General features: G+C 61.1%; 15 protein-coding genes and 1 pseudogene. 15 read left to right on the top strand and 1 reads right to left on the bottom strand.

Going from position 1 to position 16,696, the window contains the following annotated elements; translation table 11 throughout:
- Window positions 1-7 precede the first annotated feature (7 nt).
- Together AC1Q61_RS30145 and AC1Q61_RS30140 are read left to right on the top strand one after the other, a co-directional pair.
- A complete protein-coding gene (locus tag AC1Q61_RS30145) occupies window positions 8-1,114 on the top strand; it encodes an IS110 family RNA-guided transposase (protein WP_003945393.1) in 1,107 nt (368 codons plus the stop codon).
- 10 nt (window positions 1,115-1,124) lie between these two features.
- Window positions 1,125-1,430, top strand: a pseudogene (locus AC1Q61_RS30140) (integrase core domain-containing protein); the annotation flags it as partial.
- A gap of 153 nt (window positions 1,431-1,583) precedes the next feature.
- On the opposite strand, the gene AC1Q61_RS30135 reads toward AC1Q61_RS30140, so the two are convergent.
- Complete coding sequence (locus AC1Q61_RS30135) at window positions 1,584-6,314, bottom strand: helicase-like domain-containing protein (RefSeq protein ID WP_075835683.1); 4,731 nt, start codon at window positions 6,312-6,314, stop codon at window positions 1,584-1,586.
- Between the two features lie 566 nt (window positions 6,315-6,880).
- Here AC1Q61_RS30135 and AC1Q61_RS30130 point away from each other — a divergent pair.
- The 13 genes from AC1Q61_RS30130 (at window position 6,881) to AC1Q61_RS30070 (ending at window position 16,317) form a co-directional block, all read left to right on the top strand.
- Complete coding sequence (locus tag AC1Q61_RS30130) at window positions 6,881-7,030, top strand: hypothetical protein (protein WP_155419141.1); 150 nt, start codon at window positions 6,881-6,883, stop codon at window positions 7,028-7,030.
- 110 nt (window positions 7,031-7,140) lie between these two features.
- Window positions 7,141-7,659, top strand: a complete 519-nt coding sequence (locus AC1Q61_RS30125) for a hypothetical protein (protein WP_075835684.1) — start codon at window positions 7,141-7,143, stop codon at window positions 7,657-7,659.
- A gap of 422 nt (window positions 7,660-8,081) precedes the next feature.
- Window positions 8,082-8,714 (top strand): TetR family transcriptional regulator, encoded by a 633-nt coding sequence (locus tag AC1Q61_RS30120; protein ID WP_167349925.1) that lies wholly within the window; start codon window positions 8,082-8,084, stop codon window positions 8,712-8,714.
- A gap of 56 nt (window positions 8,715-8,770) precedes the next feature.
- The gene (locus tag AC1Q61_RS30115) at window positions 8,771-8,902 is read left to right on the top strand and encodes a hypothetical protein (RefSeq protein ID WP_263284125.1); all 132 of its coding nucleotides are present in this window, start codon (window positions 8,771-8,773) and stop codon (window positions 8,900-8,902) included.
- Window positions 8,903-8,995: 93 nt separating this feature from the next.
- Entirely contained in the window at window positions 8,996-9,202 is a 207-nt protein-coding gene (locus tag AC1Q61_RS30110; protein ID WP_075835687.1) for a hypothetical protein, read from the top strand.
- 24 nt (window positions 9,203-9,226) lie between these two features.
- Window positions 9,227-10,144, top strand: coding sequence for a hypothetical protein (locus AC1Q61_RS30105; RefSeq protein WP_058228514.1), 918 nt, complete (start codon window positions 9,227-9,229; stop codon window positions 10,142-10,144).
- Window positions 10,145-10,221: 77 nt separating this feature from the next.
- On the top strand, window positions 10,222-10,632 hold the full coding sequence (locus tag AC1Q61_RS30100; RefSeq protein ID WP_143542520.1) for a hypothetical protein: 411 nt from the start codon (window positions 10,222-10,224) through the stop codon (window positions 10,630-10,632).
- 370 nt (window positions 10,633-11,002) lie between these two features.
- Entirely contained in the window at window positions 11,003-11,800 is a 798-nt protein-coding gene (gene imuA', locus AC1Q61_RS30095; protein ID WP_058228516.1) for a DnaE2-dependent mutagenesis accessory factor ImuA', read from the top strand.
- Window positions 11,797-12,132: a hypothetical protein gene (locus tag AC1Q61_RS30090; RefSeq protein ID WP_058228517.1), complete on the top strand. Its 336-nt coding sequence runs from the start codon at window positions 11,797-11,799 to the stop codon at window positions 12,130-12,132. Before imuA' ends, AC1Q61_RS30090 begins: the two co-directional genes overlap by 4 nt.
- Window positions 12,133-12,209: 77 nt before the next feature.
- Window positions 12,210-12,353: a hypothetical protein gene (locus AC1Q61_RS30085; protein WP_156519186.1), complete on the top strand. Its 144-nt coding sequence runs from the start codon at window positions 12,210-12,212 to the stop codon at window positions 12,351-12,353.
- A gap of 164 nt (window positions 12,354-12,517) precedes the next feature.
- Window positions 12,518-12,838, top strand: a complete 321-nt coding sequence (locus AC1Q61_RS30080; RefSeq protein WP_075835691.1) for a hypothetical protein — start codon at window positions 12,518-12,520, stop codon at window positions 12,836-12,838.
- Window positions 12,839-13,062: 224 nt separating this feature from the next.
- Complete coding sequence (locus AC1Q61_RS30075) at window positions 13,063-15,327, top strand: exonuclease domain-containing protein (protein WP_075835692.1); 2,265 nt, start codon at window positions 13,063-13,065, stop codon at window positions 15,325-15,327.
- 228 nt (window positions 15,328-15,555) lie between these two features.
- Complete coding sequence (locus tag AC1Q61_RS30070; RefSeq protein WP_047269123.1) at window positions 15,556-16,317, top strand: hypothetical protein; 762 nt, start codon at window positions 15,556-15,558, stop codon at window positions 16,315-16,317.
- Window positions 16,318-16,696 lie beyond the last annotated feature (379 nt).

The following is a 16,696-nucleotide window of genomic DNA, read 5'->3' as shown; positions in this document are numbered from 1 at the left end:
AAGCGACATGACAAGGATGCCTGACAAAGCCGATCTCGATCAAGACCGGCGAGTGTTCGCCGGAGTCGATACCCACAAAGAACTGCACGTCGCCGCGGTGATCGATACCGACGACAACGTCCTCGGAACTCGCAGTTTTCCGACCACCCGAAACGGGTATCGAACCATGCTGACCTGGATCGGCGAGTACGGCAATCTGATCCGGATCGGTATTGAGGGCACTGGCTCCTACGGAGCTGGGCTGACCCGCCACCTCGCGAAAGCCGGCGTGACGGTACTCGAGGTGGACCGCCCCGATCGCTCGGACCGTCGCCGTAAGGGCAAAGACGACGACCTCGACGCCATCAACGCGGCCCGCGCAGCCAAGACCAACCGGCGCACCACCACCCCGAAATCGAAAGACGGTGCCGTCGAGTCACTTCGGGTGTTGAGGGTGACCCGAGCCCATTCGGTACGAGAGCGGCGCAGTGCGCTGCAACTGCTGCGGATGACGATCATCTCCGCTCCCGACGAGCTGCGCGCTCAGGTCCGCGATCTGACGCGGATGCAACTGATCCGCCTCCTCGCCGCCTGGCGACCGGATGTCGCGAACGCTACTGATCCCGTGACCGCCTACCGGGTGTCGATGAAGTCCCTGGCTCGCCGCTATCTCGAATTAACCGACGAGATCGCCGATCTCGACGAACTGATCAACCCAATCGTGAAAGCCCTCGCACCTCAACTACTCGAGCGCGTCGGAATCGGTATCGAAGTCGCCGGACAAATGCTTGTCACCGCCGGCGATAATTCCGATCGAATGAAATCCGAAGCCGCGTTCGCGATGCTATGCGGTGTTGCACCGCTACCCGCATCTTCTGGCATGACCCAACGCCACCGCCTCAATCGCGGCGGTGACCGCCAAGCCAACCGAGCCTTGCATCTGGCCGTCATCGGCCGCATTCGACTCGACCCGAAAACCCAGGCCTACGTAGAGAAGAAAACCAGCGAAGGCCACTCGAAACTGGAAACTATCCGGTGCCTGAAGCGCTACCTGGCTCGCGAGGTCTACTACCTCCTCAACCCTGGACCGCAGACAATCACCCCGAACACCCGACACCATCGAAAAGCAGCTTGACTCTCAGGAGAGCATCAGAGGATCGCAATTTCAATCAAAAAAATTCGTCCGTGCTCTGAGCCGCCATCACATGGTCGGCTCGATGGGCCGCGTCGCTGCGGCCGGCGACAATGCCGCCATGGAGAGCTTCTTCTCTCTACTGCAAAAGAACGTCCTGGACCGCCGCCCCTGGCGCACCCGTGACGATCTCAGGATCGCGATCGTCACCTGGATCGAAAGGACCTACCACCGCCGACGCCGCCAAGTCGGGCTCGGCCGATTGACCCCCATAGAATACGAGACCATCATGACCACACCAGCCACTCAGGCTGCGTGACTCAACCTGTCACCTGATCGTGCAGCAGACCCATTTGCTGCCGCCGGCACCAGCGAACCGGCCCCCACACCTGATCTGTGAGGGCCGGTTCGCTGGTGTGGGATTCGGGGCAGGTGCGGCAAGGCGAAGGGGTCCACACCTGCCCCGCGTCGGTCAGGCCGCCTGACTGTGCTGGCGGTCGCTGTCGAGGGCGTCGGCGATCTCCGCACCGATCGCAGCTAGGCGGGCTTCGGCGGCGACGAGCGTCTGCTCGTCAGGGAACAGGAGCGAGGTCGCAGCGTTGCGAGCAGCGTCCTCTTCCGCTCGTAGCCGTTCGATCGACTGTTGCAACCGAGCGGATTCGGTTCGCTCTGGGGCGGTGAGACGGTGCAACGTCTCTGCTACTGCTGGTGCGATGCGGGCTGCGCCCCGTCGGAGCTGAGATCGGGAGACCGGGACGTCCGCCAGTGTCGTGTAGTCATGCCGGATCGTGAAGCCGATGATCTGGCCTTCGGACGTTTCCGTTTCCACAGTCAGCGGGCCGACAGATGCGCTTCGATGTGGTCGGGTGATTAAGTACCCGATGTCGTCGACCAACCGGCCGAACATGATTGGCCGGTCGTCGAGGTCTTTGTACAGTTCATCGAGCGCGGTGACACGACGCCGCAGACGTTCGGCCGCTGCTGCGCACTGGTCGGCTTGCTGGACGGCGCGGCGCACATTCTGTAGATGCGTCGCCCGCCGAAGGCGCAACGTACGCACCGTAGATTTGATCTCGGCTTCTTCGAGTAGCAATACGTTCCCCGAAGCCGCAGCTTTGATCTCGGCGTACGCCAATGTTGTATCTCCGATGTCGTCGACCTCCCGGATCGTCGAATCGGTGGAGTACAAGTGTGCGAAGGCACGAGACTTACGATGCAACACTTCCCACGAGTAGGCATCGAAGGTGCGTTCGGTGACGTAGGTGAACACGTCTACGGACTCGCATAGGTTCCCTGGCCGGAACGCGCGACCTTCGCCCTGTTCGACATCGGACGGGCGCCAGGGCGGCGCGATCAGATGAACGGTAGACAGACGGGTTTGAATGTTCGTTCCGATACCGATTTTCGGCGTCGACCCGAGCAACACGGATACTGACCCGTCACGGCAGGCGGCGTGTAGAGCTTCCCGGGATTTCGGTGTCGTAGCCTCGTGTGCGAAACGCACGCGGTTGGCCGGGACCCCGAGTTCGACCACCAGTTGCCGGAGCCTGCCATAGGTGGACGCATCGTCTGGTTTGGGGGTGCCCAGGTCGCAGAGCGCCAATTGCAGGACACCAGGAGTGGTGTTGTTGAACGTGCGGTCGAGGCCTCGACGGTAGGTCGCAGCGATGGTCTCAGCGGCGGCGAGCAGTTTCGGTGACGCGATCTCGATGCCTACAAGATTGGGATCCAAAGCAACCTTGCGGCCGTCTCCGCACACGGTGAGCATGTTGTCTGAGCCGCGGATTCGGCTGTTGGTGTTCTGCAGGTTCTCGGCCCGGCACACCAGCCCAGCAACGTAGTCGAGGATCTGCGGGCCAGGATCGACGACAACGGTGTGATCGTTGCGGGCCGGGCGCTTCTGCCCGAGCGCTTCGGTGGGAAGAAGGTCGGCGAACTCGTTTAGCAGGCCGCGGAGTTCGGGCAGGTTCTGGATTGTGGACGGGCGGGTATGAGTCCGGAAGCCCGACCCGTCGGGTGCAACCTCGATTCGAGTCTCCCACCGGATGAACGTGTGAGCGAACGCGTCGAAATGGGCCAAACCGATCTGGTCGAGACGGTCGGGAATCATAAACCGTGCCCAGCAGTAGATTTCAGCGAGAGTGTTGCGAAACGGGGTTCCGGTGAACATCGACGCCACCGGTCGATTCGGGTACCGGGCCGCCAAAGTCTCCACTTTGAGCAACATGTCAGTAGCGCGTTTGGACGAGCCGAGCGAGAATCCGTCGGCGCGGGTGGCAACCGGTATCCGGATGAACTTGTCGGCCTCGTCAATCAGGATGTAGTCGATTCCGAGTTGTTCGAGCGTGATTTGATCGGGATCAGTCACATTCGAGCGGAGCCGGTCGAGCTGTTCTTCCAATGACCTTACGGCGTTGGCCGTTTGACGTGCGCCCCTACCGAATTCGGGTTCGTTGTTCATGTGCTCGCGGACGGTGGCTTTCTGGGTTTCGATCCACTCCGCTTCGGACTCCGGGTCGACCCCGAGCGTGGAGAACGCCTCGTGGGTCATGATCACGGCATCCCAATCGCCGGTAGCGCAGCGTGCCGCGAACAACCGGCGAGAATCGCGCGCGAGATCTTCCTCTGTAGCGATGAGAAGCCTCGCGGCCGGCGCGGCCTGCTGCGCCTCCCGGCCTATCTGCTCCAAGATATTTTTGGGGACAGCAATGCAGGGTTTGTTCGCTAAACCGAAGCGTCGCAGCATGATCGCTGAGCACACCATCTCCAAGGTCTTTCCGGCGCCGACGGCGTGTGCAATCAGTGCACGGGGACGGGAGAGCACCATGTCGACTGCGTCGAGTTGATGAGGCCACAGGGTGAGCCCAGCAGAAATTCCAGGAACAGTCAGGTGTGACCCGTCGGGGCGACGAGTGACATGGGAACTGAACCGCAAGTTGTAGGCCGCCAGAACCCGTTCGCGGCGTGCTTCGTCCTCGAAGATCCACACGCTAAATCGTTCGTGGAGGGCTTGCAGTCGGTCGGCCGCAGCAGCGGTCCTCTGCGGGCTACGTACGCGTCGGTAGACCCCGTCGTCGAGAAGGTCTATGTAGACGACAGGGCGTTTGCCGTTGAGCCCGCATTGGAGAAGTTCGATCGGGGACATGTCTTCGGTGCCGTAGAGGACCGACGCATCAGGCGAGCATCGAAGGGACGACGACAACTCCCAATACGCGATTGACGGCGAATGGTGAATCGCCCCCGTATACGTGGTGCCGAGTTCTTCGGTGAGGAACGCCCCGATATCGTCCGCCGTTAGCCAAGGAGCCCCCAAACTCACTCGTACGTCATGCATTCCGAGTTGCGTGGGCATCGATTCCTCAAGGGCTGCCACATTGCGGAGGTAAGCGGGATCGAGCTTCGCAGCGCGCCGTGCTGCGTCTAACTTGCTCCGAACATTGCCCGACAGATAGTCGCGTGCCGGGGTCCATCGCCCGCCGTTCTGTGGATCCGAGTAGACCAGATCTCCGAGCGCCGCCGCTGCAGATTGCAGGCTCGAGAGCCCCAACAACTCAGCTACTCGCGACAAGTCCAGGCGGCCTACCTCACCGAGAGTGACGGCCAGCGCTTCGGCCGCAGTGTCGACACGCTCAACCCGCACCGGTCGCTTGTTGACCCGCCCTAGCAGTACTGCTGCCGGCTCAGCTGTCGAAGTGTCGGGGTCGTACTTTTCCAGCGCCAAGACCAGCGGGTAGTCCGGGTCGCGGCGGAACCCGCCCATCGATGGACGACGCACCGACACTGCGGGGACTCCAGTTTCCGGATCAGGTTTCCCCTCACGCACAGTGCACCGATTCAACGCGCCCCACGCTGCGACGTACAGCCTGTACAGGTCCAGAGCATGTGCGCGAGCGGGAGCGATCGTTTCGTCGGGCAAGTCCGGATCGGACTCGAGGTCCATCAAGTTAATGGCCGCATCTCGAAGCGAGATCAGATCGAACAACTCCCGCGCCGGCCGTTGTACCTGGACAAGAGCACCATCGGTCACAGTGAAGATCTGCCCGTCTACGACGTGAAACGAACGCTCTTTGCGACCTTGCGCGTCTACCAGGATTACATCCGAAAGCCCGTCATCGGCGATAGGAGCAGCGGTCATTGCAGGTAGCGCGCTGCAGACAGAGGTGATCGCCGCATCTACCGCTGGGCCGGGGGCGTCAGTGACGACCGCTAAACCGTTGTATCGGTTGCCGGTTACGCGCATCTCACCTGCCACATGAAGCGGATGCAATGCCCAATACCGATTCACGCGTACCGCTGTAGCGTTTTGGCCCTCACCCAACGGGGTGTCGACGACGTCGCGTTCATCGACAGTTGCTCCCAGTCGGTAACCGGGATTCCGCGAGAAATTGACCGTGTCAATCCAGCCCGAAGCCTTCTGGCCGGGCGCGCGGACCTGCAATACCAGCACGTCAGCCACAACATCGGTTCCAGGGAAGGTGCCCGAGGGCAGCCGTACTGCCGCTACGAGGTCGGCATGACGAGCCAGTTCACTGCCGGTGGTGCCGGAGTCCATCACGAACCGCGAGGTAATTGCCACGACGTAGCCGCCAGGGCGAACCGCTCGGACCGCGCGCATGAGAAAGTAGCTGTGCAACGGCAAGTTGATCCGGTGCACTGAGTCGTGAACATTGACGGACGAGAACGGGACGTTCGCCACGACTGCATCGAAGTAGTTGTCGCGCAACGATCGTGACTGCAAACGGCCAGTGTGAATCGTGGCACGCGAGTGCAGCAGTGAAGCGATACGCGCGGACGTGGGGTCTACTTCTACGCCGGTAACGTCGATAGGCAGTCCGTCCGGGGCAGCCGAAATGAGCGCGCCGTGTCCGCAGCCGAGATCAAGCACCCGGCCGCCCGTGAAACCTGCAGCGGTAAGGATCTGCCAAAGACGTTGTCCCACCTCTGGGGGCGTGTAATAGGCCGTGTCGACAACGTCGGCAGCAGCAGCGCGTGCGGGAGGGGTGAGCAGTGAATCGAGCTGGTCGGCCAGATGAAGCCACTTCCCGGAAGGTTCCGGGGCGAATGCCGATGCCAGCGAACCCCACCCGGGCCATGCCTGCAATGTGGAGCGTTGGTCGCCGGTGAGTGGAAAGCCGTCGACGAGGTCGCGCTGCAGTTCCAGCGCGGCTATAGCGTCGGCGACGATGTCGCGAGTTTTTCCCATGAATTTTGCCTCCGAGATCTGGTGGAGACCTGCCAGGTGTGGTGTGTGTACCGGCAGGCCATCGAGCAGAACTCACAATCCGGGGCATCGAAAATGAGTGCGGCACAGCAGGATAAGTGCAGTTAAAAGGCTGTTTTCTAGTATTGCTGAGCTGTGCAATACGGCTGCGCTGTAATCGCCGGTATCAACGTGCATTTCAGTCCCTCTGTGACCACGCATCAGAACCAGCGTGATCGCTTGAAATCTCGAGCTTCGAGACCCGCCCGGAAGGAACAGAGCAGGCAAGGGTGGGAAACGATCGTTGCCGGGCGCACGTTTCGTAGCTCCTGTCCGATGGGTCGTGATTCTCACAGTCATCAACGATCGGCCCTGGCTTGTGGCATAGCGGGACGGTATTGAGAGGTGGGGTATACCCCGCCGTGTCATTTCTGCAGTGTCGATCCTGTCCTGGTCAGATTGCCGTTGCGACAGGATGTTTCGCGTGCTCACAAGGCCTGTTGTGCCGCACTGCGTTATGGCTTCGACGACAGTAGGTGAAGAACACACCGACTGCGAAGGAGATCGAAATGAAGCGTAAGACTGTGGGCGGCGACGAGGTCGACGCATTCGCGAAGACCCGCCGTTCTCGAAACTGGAAGGCAGGAGAACGTAAGGCGCTCAAGGCGAAGGCTTCCCGCCGGGAACGCCGCGATGCGCGAATTGCGCTCGCGCGCTGATCCGAACGTCATCCGGGCCGGAGAGAGACCCTCCTGGGAACTCTCCGGCCCTTGCCATTTTTCGCATACAGAGTTTCTCCCCCGACAGAACGTTTGAGAGGACGATCGATATGGGATCGAATACCGTCACCGACACATGCTCGAGGATCACCGCAGCGGACCGCGCGAAAGCCTTGCACCTGTTTCGCGCCCGTGACGCCGGTACAAATACCGCCTACGACGACGGAGACCTCGCGTGCCTAGTGTCGGCAGTGTTCGGTCTGTGGCGGGACGACGAATCATCGGACAGCACAGAGCTTCCCCACCCGACAGGGGAGGGGCCATGGCGGCTTTACCCGGCGGACTGCGACGCGCCCGCATTCGCGGATCCACTCGTCGAAGACGACGACTTGAATTCCCATCAGATCACGGAACTGTATGTGCTGGTCATCGAGCACAAGCACGGGTCGAACGTCACTGTGCACTTTGACGAGCAGTCAGCGAAGGCCGCCGCAGCAGAGTTCGCCGCCTGTTGGTGGGGTGAGCGTGATGGGCCGATCCCAGCGGACATCGATGAAGTGCTTTCCCGGTACTTCGACAATGGCGGTCAGGAGTTCTACACAGTCGTGGCCGCGTCTATCGAATTCTGAGAGCGCCCAGTGCCCACCACATGTTTCGGGTGGGCACTGGCCGGCTCAGTCCAGCCTGGTGGTCGCGGGATTGCTGTCCGGATCATCCGCTGACCGCAGCCCTGTATCGGGCAAGCAATCAGTTACTGTCCACCGAAATGGCCTTGTTATGTTGCTGTTCGCCAAGTCACTGGTGCCGCACACTGCAACATTGGCAGCAACAGTGGGCCCGAACACACAGCTTTGAAACCGGAGGTCAAGACGATGACAGCAGGGGCGGTACTGCGCGATACCGACGCGGAACGTGTCCTCGACGCCCATCGCCCTCCTATGCGACCGCCGCAGCAAGCAACGAGAACGAACGAGTAAACCTCTACCCACAAGGTGCCCCTGACAGTGCGCTAAAACCAGGGACGAACAGTCACAAGAACGGACCTGCCACGATGAACGATTCGATTCGGCCCACCATCAACCGACCCTCCGGTGGCTCCCCACGTCACATGCAGCAGCGGGCGCTCACCACCCGGCACGCGATTCTCGACGCATCGGCCGCGATCTTTGACGCGAGGGGATACAGCGCTGCCAGCATCAAGGACGTGATCACGAGCAAAGATCTCTCCAAAGGTGCTCTCTTTTATCACTTTCCATCCAAAGAGGCCATTGCCCAGCAGCTTGTTCACGGCTGGTCGAGTGCCGTCGAGACCGCATTCTCCGGCGCTTGCACCGCCGCAGAACCCCCTGCAGAGAAGCTAAGAAGGGTGTTCCTCGATCTCTCGCGCGGCGTCGAGAGTGATCTGCAACTGCGTGCCGGCATGAAACTGACCCTCGAAGCCGGAATCGAGGGTGCGCATCAGGCTTATCGGCAGTGGGTCGATACCGCCGGTGACGTTGTCGACGAAGGCATCGCAGACGGAACTATCGGAGACACCGCACACGCGCACCACCTGGCTTGGAACGTGTGCGCTGGATTCGTCGGAATAGTCAATGCCGCCCCCATCATGCGAGAGGACGTCGATCTTCCCACCCGTATTGATGACCTGCTCACTGCCCATTTGAGCCTCGTAGTAGCGCGCTGAGATACCCACCGCAATCAAGAGGGGGCAAAGTAGAACGGCAATGGGCGGAGCCCAGCATGACACCGTCTTGCGTGAGAGAGTTTTCGCGGAGGCAGTGGAGGGGAGCAGAGATGGCACCGCTGAATGAAGAATCCGAGGACGACGAGACCTTCTACGAAGGCCAGATCGACGAGACGATCTTCGACTAAACATGGCGCGTTCTGAGTCAGTGGCTCGCCATGGACACGAACGCCAGCGACGAAGTCCTCGCGATGGGCAGGGAATCGGAATGACTCCAGCGGTTGACTGACACCGCAACCGAATCACTGGAGCATCAGCTGAACAAGCAATGGAGCCAATCGAACCCTGGTAAGACACCCACCGACCTGGACCTAGCTCAGATGAAGGGAGCAGCGACGACGACAGCAGTGGCAGCGGTCCTCGAACAGGAGCTGTATCCGCAGGTGACACCACAAATTGTGGCTCAGATCGAGCGACTCGCGATATAGGACGACAAGGAGACCTCAGCGGAAATGACATCACCGAAGAAACACGAAGAACTCGCGGCACGCCCAGCTGGGGAGATCGCGGCGACTGTGGTGATAGCTCGTCCCGGCAGTCGGTACCGATGGATCCACGTGGCCAATGCCCTCGGACTGACCCTGCTCGTCATCGGGACGGTCCTGACCATACTCGGAATTCTCGCCCTCCCCCTCGGTTTTCTGGCCGCTGGTGCGAACCCGATCGAACTTCTCTTCCCCGCTGTGGAGGAGACGAACAACGAACCCACCCCATGGCTGGTACTGGCAGGTGGGTGGGGGGTTTTCGGGGGGCTCGGCCTTTCCCTCGCTGGTTACGGACTAGGCGGCGCAGCCAAGAAGAGGGCTGAACGCGCCGACATCGTCACCGCCGGAGAGATCCTCAACGCGCCTAAACGACTGGCGGAGCCCCTCGGGCGCGCACTCGATGCGGCAGAGACGATCCGGCGCTCCGCAGCTGTCCGGGAGGGGTGGCTCACCGGTATCGACGTCGACGCGGCCCTGTGGAACCTCGCGCAGCAGTTCAAAGCCGGAGTGCACCTCGATGCGGAACTGCGCGCCGTGTACGACGAGGCGGCCGGGGCGTCGGTACCCGACTTCCGGGGGCAAATCGACGCGGCCGAAGCTGCCGTCCTCGCATGCACCGAAAATTTGAGGGAAGGCGCACAACGCCTGACGGACATCGCAGAGCGCGTCGACAGTTTCGACCGCGAACTTTCCGAACCCGCACGTCGAGCCGCCCTGACGAAGGAACGCGAATGCAGTACACGCCGCACCCGTGAACAGGTCGGGAAACTCACCACCGCCCGAACCGCACTCGAGAACATCGAACCGGTCCTCGACAACGTCGTCGATATCGCCACCGGGCAACTCGATGCGTACGACGAGCTGCCGAAGATCGAAAAGATCTGAAAATGAAGCGGAAGTGGACAATTCGAATGCATCAGCATCCTGGGGCATTGCCTTCTCATGATCGGAGCATCGCACTCATGACTAAAAACAGCTCACACGCTGATCCGCCGTACGAATTCGTACCCATGACGCAAACGCTTGCCGATTTCGGGCTTTCACCGGGCGAACCCGTGCCGAGAGGAGTCGTCATGGACCACTCGGCCTCGCCGCTGTCGAATCAGATCAGCGAATTCGCCACCGAAGACGAGCTGGCAGAATTGCGTCGCCGTGCCAATGTTTTCCTCGACTTCGACTTCGCATTATTTGACGAGATCGGTGAGTTCGTCAACGATCACGATTTCAGTCGGATCAGGGCAGCGGCCGGACGCGTCGGCCTGACGGAACTGTACGCGCGGATGACCGAGCGAACGGATCGTTCATTTGCCCGCCTGCTCGCGGACTGGCCAGAAGATGCTCGACGACCGCCACCGCGCTCATCCCGCCCATGAGGACTGATGATCGGCAGTGCCACAACGTAGTTCAGACTATCGTCTGCGCGCTCTCATATAGGTGACCAACACTGAAGTCCGCATCAACCGACTGCGTTGGTCGAACTTCCCGCCCGTCATGCAGAGCGAAAAATGGGGCCCACCCCCCGGCGAGTACACAGCCGGTTGGTGGGCCCTTGTGCGCGGTGCGGGCGCAGATACCCCTTCAGTACTTCGCCGCTTCCCGCCCTGTACGACTTCCCTGCTGCGCCGGATCGAAACACTCGAGCCCCATCTCGGAGGGTAAGCGTCGACGTAGCTGCACTGGATTTCGAATATACGTTCGACTAGAGTGTGGGCGGTAAGGCGATGACGGAGGAGGTCAGCACCTATGACCGCCGATCCGAGCACTCTCGCGGCACTGGCTCCCGGTGACCGTATCGAGGCATTGCGTCGACGTATGGCGTCGATCCCCGCACGTACCGACGGGGCCGCTGCCCCGGCCGTACCCACCGAACACAGCGAAGCGCGGTTCGAGACACGTCCCGAGACGATCACCGAATCCGCAACGAGTGTCCTCGAGGTTCCTCCGGCGCTCGCCGACCTGCTCCCGAGGGGCGGACTCGCACGCGGTTCTGTCGTCTCGGTGGACGGAGCGTCGTCGGTGCTACTCAGCCTGCTCGCCTCCGTCACCGGCAGCGGTAAGCACGCCGCGATCATCGGCCTGCCGAAGCTCGGACTCCTCGCGGCCACCGAAATGGGAGCCGACCTCGCCCGCTGCGCTCTGATCCCTACTCCGGGATCTGCGGCAATAGACGTGGCAGCGATCCTGCTCGACGGGATGGATTTAGTTGTCCTCGGGCTGGCCGGCGCAGCGGTTCCTCCGACCAGGGCGCGCGCGGTAGTTGCCCGTGCGCGCTCGAAAGGTTCTGTACTTCTTGTCACGCAAGGGAACTGGCCAGGTGTGGACCTGCGTATCGAAGCCACTGTCACAGGCTACGGAGGAGTCGAAGGCGGGCGTGGTCGAATAAACGCCGTCCAGTTCGACGTCGCGGCTGCCGGCAAGGGATTTCAACGCCGCACACAGCGTATGGAAGTCCGCGACGGAACAGGCAACCTGACATGGAAGGCGCTCGATGGCGCCCCGAAGAACAATGCCAGCGATACTCGACTGCTCGAGGCACTGTGATCGACACCCATGGATGGGTCGACGCCTGGCCGGAGCACCCCAACATCCATTGGCTCACACCACCACGGAAAGTGCTCGTGGACATGGACATTGCCCTCGGTCTTGCCCGCCATACGCCACGTGCTGACCGGATACCGCTACATGTGAAAGCCACCGCCATCCATATCGACGGAATCATGGCCGGCACCCAGTTCGCTTGGCTGCGCACGACGACCTCGATCTGGATTGCCGTGGTAAAAGTGGCTGCTACCAGTGGAAACCATCAGAACACCGTTACTCTCGACCTGTGCGTTACCGAAGACGCCATCAGCCTTCCTGTCGATCACCGCTGAGTACGGGGAAGCTCACGGGAGGGTTTTACCGCAGGCCGTGAGGGAACCAGGACGGCTCCGGATGCGTCCAACAGGCTATGAACGAAGACGACCGCGCACTGCTCATCGCTGACGGCGAAGATCCCGACGACCCCCGCATCATCGCAGCTTACGAATACATGGAAACTGCACTTGCGTTGTATGCGAAGGTGCATCGACGCATGAGCCCTCGATCTAGGTAGTGCTACTGAACCCGAGCTCGCCGCCATGTTTTGCGTTCTCAATCCGTCCTGCCACACCCGCCGGCTGTCTCTTTCCCTCTTCGGAGGTTGCCGCACGGATCTCTGGCCATTGCGACGCTCAGTTTGAAAAGGCCAGAGAGACGCGACAGCAAGGAGATCGAACTGTGGAGAATGCGCGCGACAGCGTGGAACCTGCCACGGGAGTGCCCGCCACTTCCGAGACGGGGCCGTACGGGCGGGCTGTCGGGCTAATTGCCTTCGCTGCTGTCGGAGTTGGGATGGCAGTTGGTGTGCACGCCGGCAGCTCCCTATTCGGCGTCGCTACCGCGGTGTTGGTATCGGCACTTGCAGTGCTCGTCATCGCAATCCGCGGGCGACTACCCAGCGACTGGACGGACTGGGCCGGGGTGCTCGAAGTTCTGACCGCTACGGGAATTGCTGCAACACTTGTGATGCGACTGGCGGAATGGTCGATCGTGGTGTGATCCGGCCGGTCCGGAGCATCTGGGCGGAGAAATCCTGGTCTAGCGAGGCGTCTAGGAGATTCGCAGTCGAGCTGTCCTGGAGCCCTAGCTGCCCCTTCGTGCAGTGCCTTCCTACAAGATCGTGTCCGGTTCTGTGGGAGCCTGCCGGGAGCCGGTGACGCACATGTCAGTAGCTGCAAATAAGTTGTCCCCCATCGGAGATCACCACATCTGCAAGGGACGCCATGACCGATCTGATTATCACGCAACGTATGGTCCGCAAAACGGAGACTGGGAAGCCGGGAATCCTCACGCGGACGCCATTCGTTGCGATCGACGTTGAGACCACCGGAGTCTCGGACGACGGCCGGGTTATCGAAGTGGCCGCGGTGAAGATGAACCACCGGGGAGAAGTGATCGACAGATTCGAATCGTTGATCAACCCTGGATACGATGTTCCGCTGAATCCCCACGCGCAGCGGATACACGGAATCACCCCGAACATGGTGTGGTCGGCTCCTTCATCGGAGGAGGTGTTCGCGGACCTCGCCGAGTTCGTGGGACGCAGCGGAGTCGTCGCGCACAGCCTTTCGTTCGAGAATCGTTTCCTCACAGCCGAATACGCTCGCTTGGAACTGCCTCGACCGCAGTGGCAAGGTATCTGCACACTCGCGGCAGCCCGGGCGATGGTGATCGCGCCGAACCACAAGCTCGCCACGCTGCTGGATCTACTCGAACTGCCGGGAATGAACAGCCATCGCGCAGCTGATGATGCGCACGCATGTGGCCTCTTGATGGCCGCGATGATCGAACGATGCGACGCAGGTGACCTCGTCCCGCTGGGCGAAGTCACGCCGAAAGCCGCCAGACAGTCGGCACCGATCACCGGCCCCATCGTGATGGCGGAGCACCCGGTTCTCGACACCCACACAGTCAGGTCTGCCATGGGCGGATTCGATCCCACCGAGGAACAAGCTCGAATCCTCGACGGATTCGACACCGGCGCAGACCTCGTCATTTGCGCCCTCGCCGGCACAGGAAAGACGTCAACCCTGAAAGGGATCGCACGGATCGAAGCAGCCAGAAATCCGGGACGCCACGGTCTGTACCTCGCGTTCAACCGTTCCGTGGCTACCGAAGCGAAAGCACACTTTCCTGAACAAGTGCAGACATCGACTGCACACGCGTTCGCGCTCCGTCACTTGCGGAACACCGCGCACGGTCCACTCCTGGCGAAGCTCGATGGCGGGCGATCGAAGTTCCGAGAGATGGCGGAGGCGATCAATTCACACAAAATCTTCTTCTCTGCAGGCGGCGATGGCCCGCGGGTACTCGCGCAGTATCCGGTGACAAGGTTGGCGCTCGCAACAGTCGACGAGTTCTGCAAAACAATGGACGAACAGATCGGACCACAGCACGTCCCCGAGCAGAGGGGAATCGACGTCGGCAGCGCGCAGCGGGACGAACTGGTCGGCCATGTTCTCCCGATTGCCCGCCGCGCGTGGGCTGCGATTCGCGACCCCCACAACTGGACCATCAAATTCACACCGACCCACATGTTGAAGCTGTGGGCAGATACCCACCCCATCGTGGGTCGGCAAGGTGACTACCTGATGTTGGATGAAGCACAGGATGCGAATCCGTTGATCGACAGCATTATTCGCGATCAAGTTCATATGCAGCGGATACGTGTGGGTGACGAGAACCAAGCTATCTACGGCTTCACCGGCGCCATTAACAGTATGTCGAACGTCGCCGGCGCCACATATTTGTCGCTGACGAAGTCATGGCGGTTCGGGCCAGCGGTCGCAGACACCGCGAACTTCTACCTCAGGAAACTCGGCACAACCTTGCAGGTCATCGGCAACGAGAACGTGGAATCGCGGCTGATCTCGATCTCCGATCCTGTCGATGCAGTGTTGTGCCGGACCAATGGTGCTGCGCTGACCGAAGTGATCGCAGCCCAGCAGGCAGGGAAGACGACTGCACTGATCGGTGACGCCGCCGCAGCTACCCGGTTCTGCGAATCCGCTGAACTGCTGAAGGCCGGGCAATCACCCAAAGACGCGGATCTGGCCGCATTCACGACATGGGCAGATCTGCAGGACTACGTAGAGAACGCGCCAGGGGAGGGGGAACTTAAAACCCTGGTCGAATTGGTCGACACATACGGCGTCGACGAGGTGCGAGCAGCGATGGCATCGACAGTGAGACCAGATAGGGCCGAACTGGTTTCGGCTACCTGTCACAAAGCTAAGGGCCTGGAATTCGATCGAGTGCGAATCAGCCACGAATGGGAGCTCGAGCCGGACGATGCTCCGTTCCCTCTCGACCTCGACGATCTAAGAGATGAGCAGATGCTGGCGTATGTGGGCTTGACGCGGGCAAAGCGTCATCTGGATCCAGGCCTACTCCTCGACCAACGAGTCGTAGATCTGATCAGTGCTCGTCACGCTCATCCCGAGGTGATCCCGGGCCTGACACCTCCCCTGGAGGGCATGCTTCTCTGACGAGTGCATTCCTCGCTGACGGATGCCTGAGCGGCGGAGTCCGGATGCGAACACGGGCGGATTGCAGGCGTACCGATCCAGAGGTTGTCCGCGCAGCCTCCGGAACCAGCGCTGTCCATGCACAGACGCCGCGTCGGCGAGCTGTCCGGGGTGATCAGGGGTGCCGCGCCGCTTGGCCGCTGGAGTGAGTGTGGAGACGAAATATCCACGCGAGCAACAGGAGTAAGCATGGGCGGTCACGATTTCCATGAAGTGGTGTACACGAACAGTGACGTTGAGGCGGTCTACGAAGATTTGTGTGCCGAGGCGGTACTCGAGTACGGAAACAACGGCTACAACGGCACCATCAGCACGACCCGGGGAGTGAATCCCGTTCGTGTTCCCCCAATGAGCTTGGCCGCCGCATTCACTCTAGCGAGCGACCGCGTGGACGGACTCGACAAATGGAGTGCATGCGAAGCGATTCCACTTCTTGAAGAACGACAACCGGTGTATGAAAACGACGGACGGGTAACAGTGAGCCTCCAGGTGCCGTGGTCGGTGTACTCAGACCACGATGCACTGCGCTCCGCACTGGGAAAGAAGCTGGGGCGGTCGGAAGACGAGGTTGCGGATTGGTTCCTGATAGCTCGGGAAACCAACGTCACGAGACGTGCGAAGATCACCACGACCACCGGACAGCGGGAGACTCGCCACTTCGTGGTGAGTTCGAACCAGAACCAGCTACCAGCGTGGGCGCTCGGCCACCGAACCCAGGCGGCTGCGAGGGAAGCGATGAAGGGGATCGGGGCCACCTCGTTGGCCGAAACTGTTGATCTGGACGTCATCTCGATCACCCGCCGTGTAGATGGTCAACCGCTGGTGAAAGCGACGCTGACCGCGAAGGACGTGAACGCGAAAGCATCGGTGTCATTGCAACGGAAGACGTGCGACGGATTCCTCGGCACTAAGCAGGCCGGCTGGCTGTTCTACGGCTGGGCCGCATCCTGATCGATTCGGTGTGCAGTTGCGATGGCAGTTGCACACCGAATCCGCCGTAACCGAGCCTGTCCGCTGCCTGCATGGCAGGTCGAGTGGCTACGAGCATCCTGTCCGCTCATCGAATGCGGCGAAAGACGGTGCGAACTGCAGCAACAGCGTTCGCCGGCGTTCGTGCGCGTGCCGCACTGCCGGGCTGGTGCGAACAAGCTCTGAACGTAATCAACCAGCGAGTTCGTAGAAACGGGGTAGCGAGATGGCGACTGTGGCCAAGAACAATGCGGCGATCCGAGGTGCGGGAGCACTTGTCACCGCTTGTCGACGACGGGTGAAAACTGAACGGATGTCGTCGGACGAAAATTAACCACCTTGCGTGAGTGTTGTGGGGTGA

The sequence above is a fragment of the Rhodococcus sp. MPR-R1B genome, assembly GCF_058793255.1.
The sequence above is the reverse complement of the archived record's forward strand: the minus strand, read 5'-3'. Positions and strand labels throughout refer to the sequence as shown.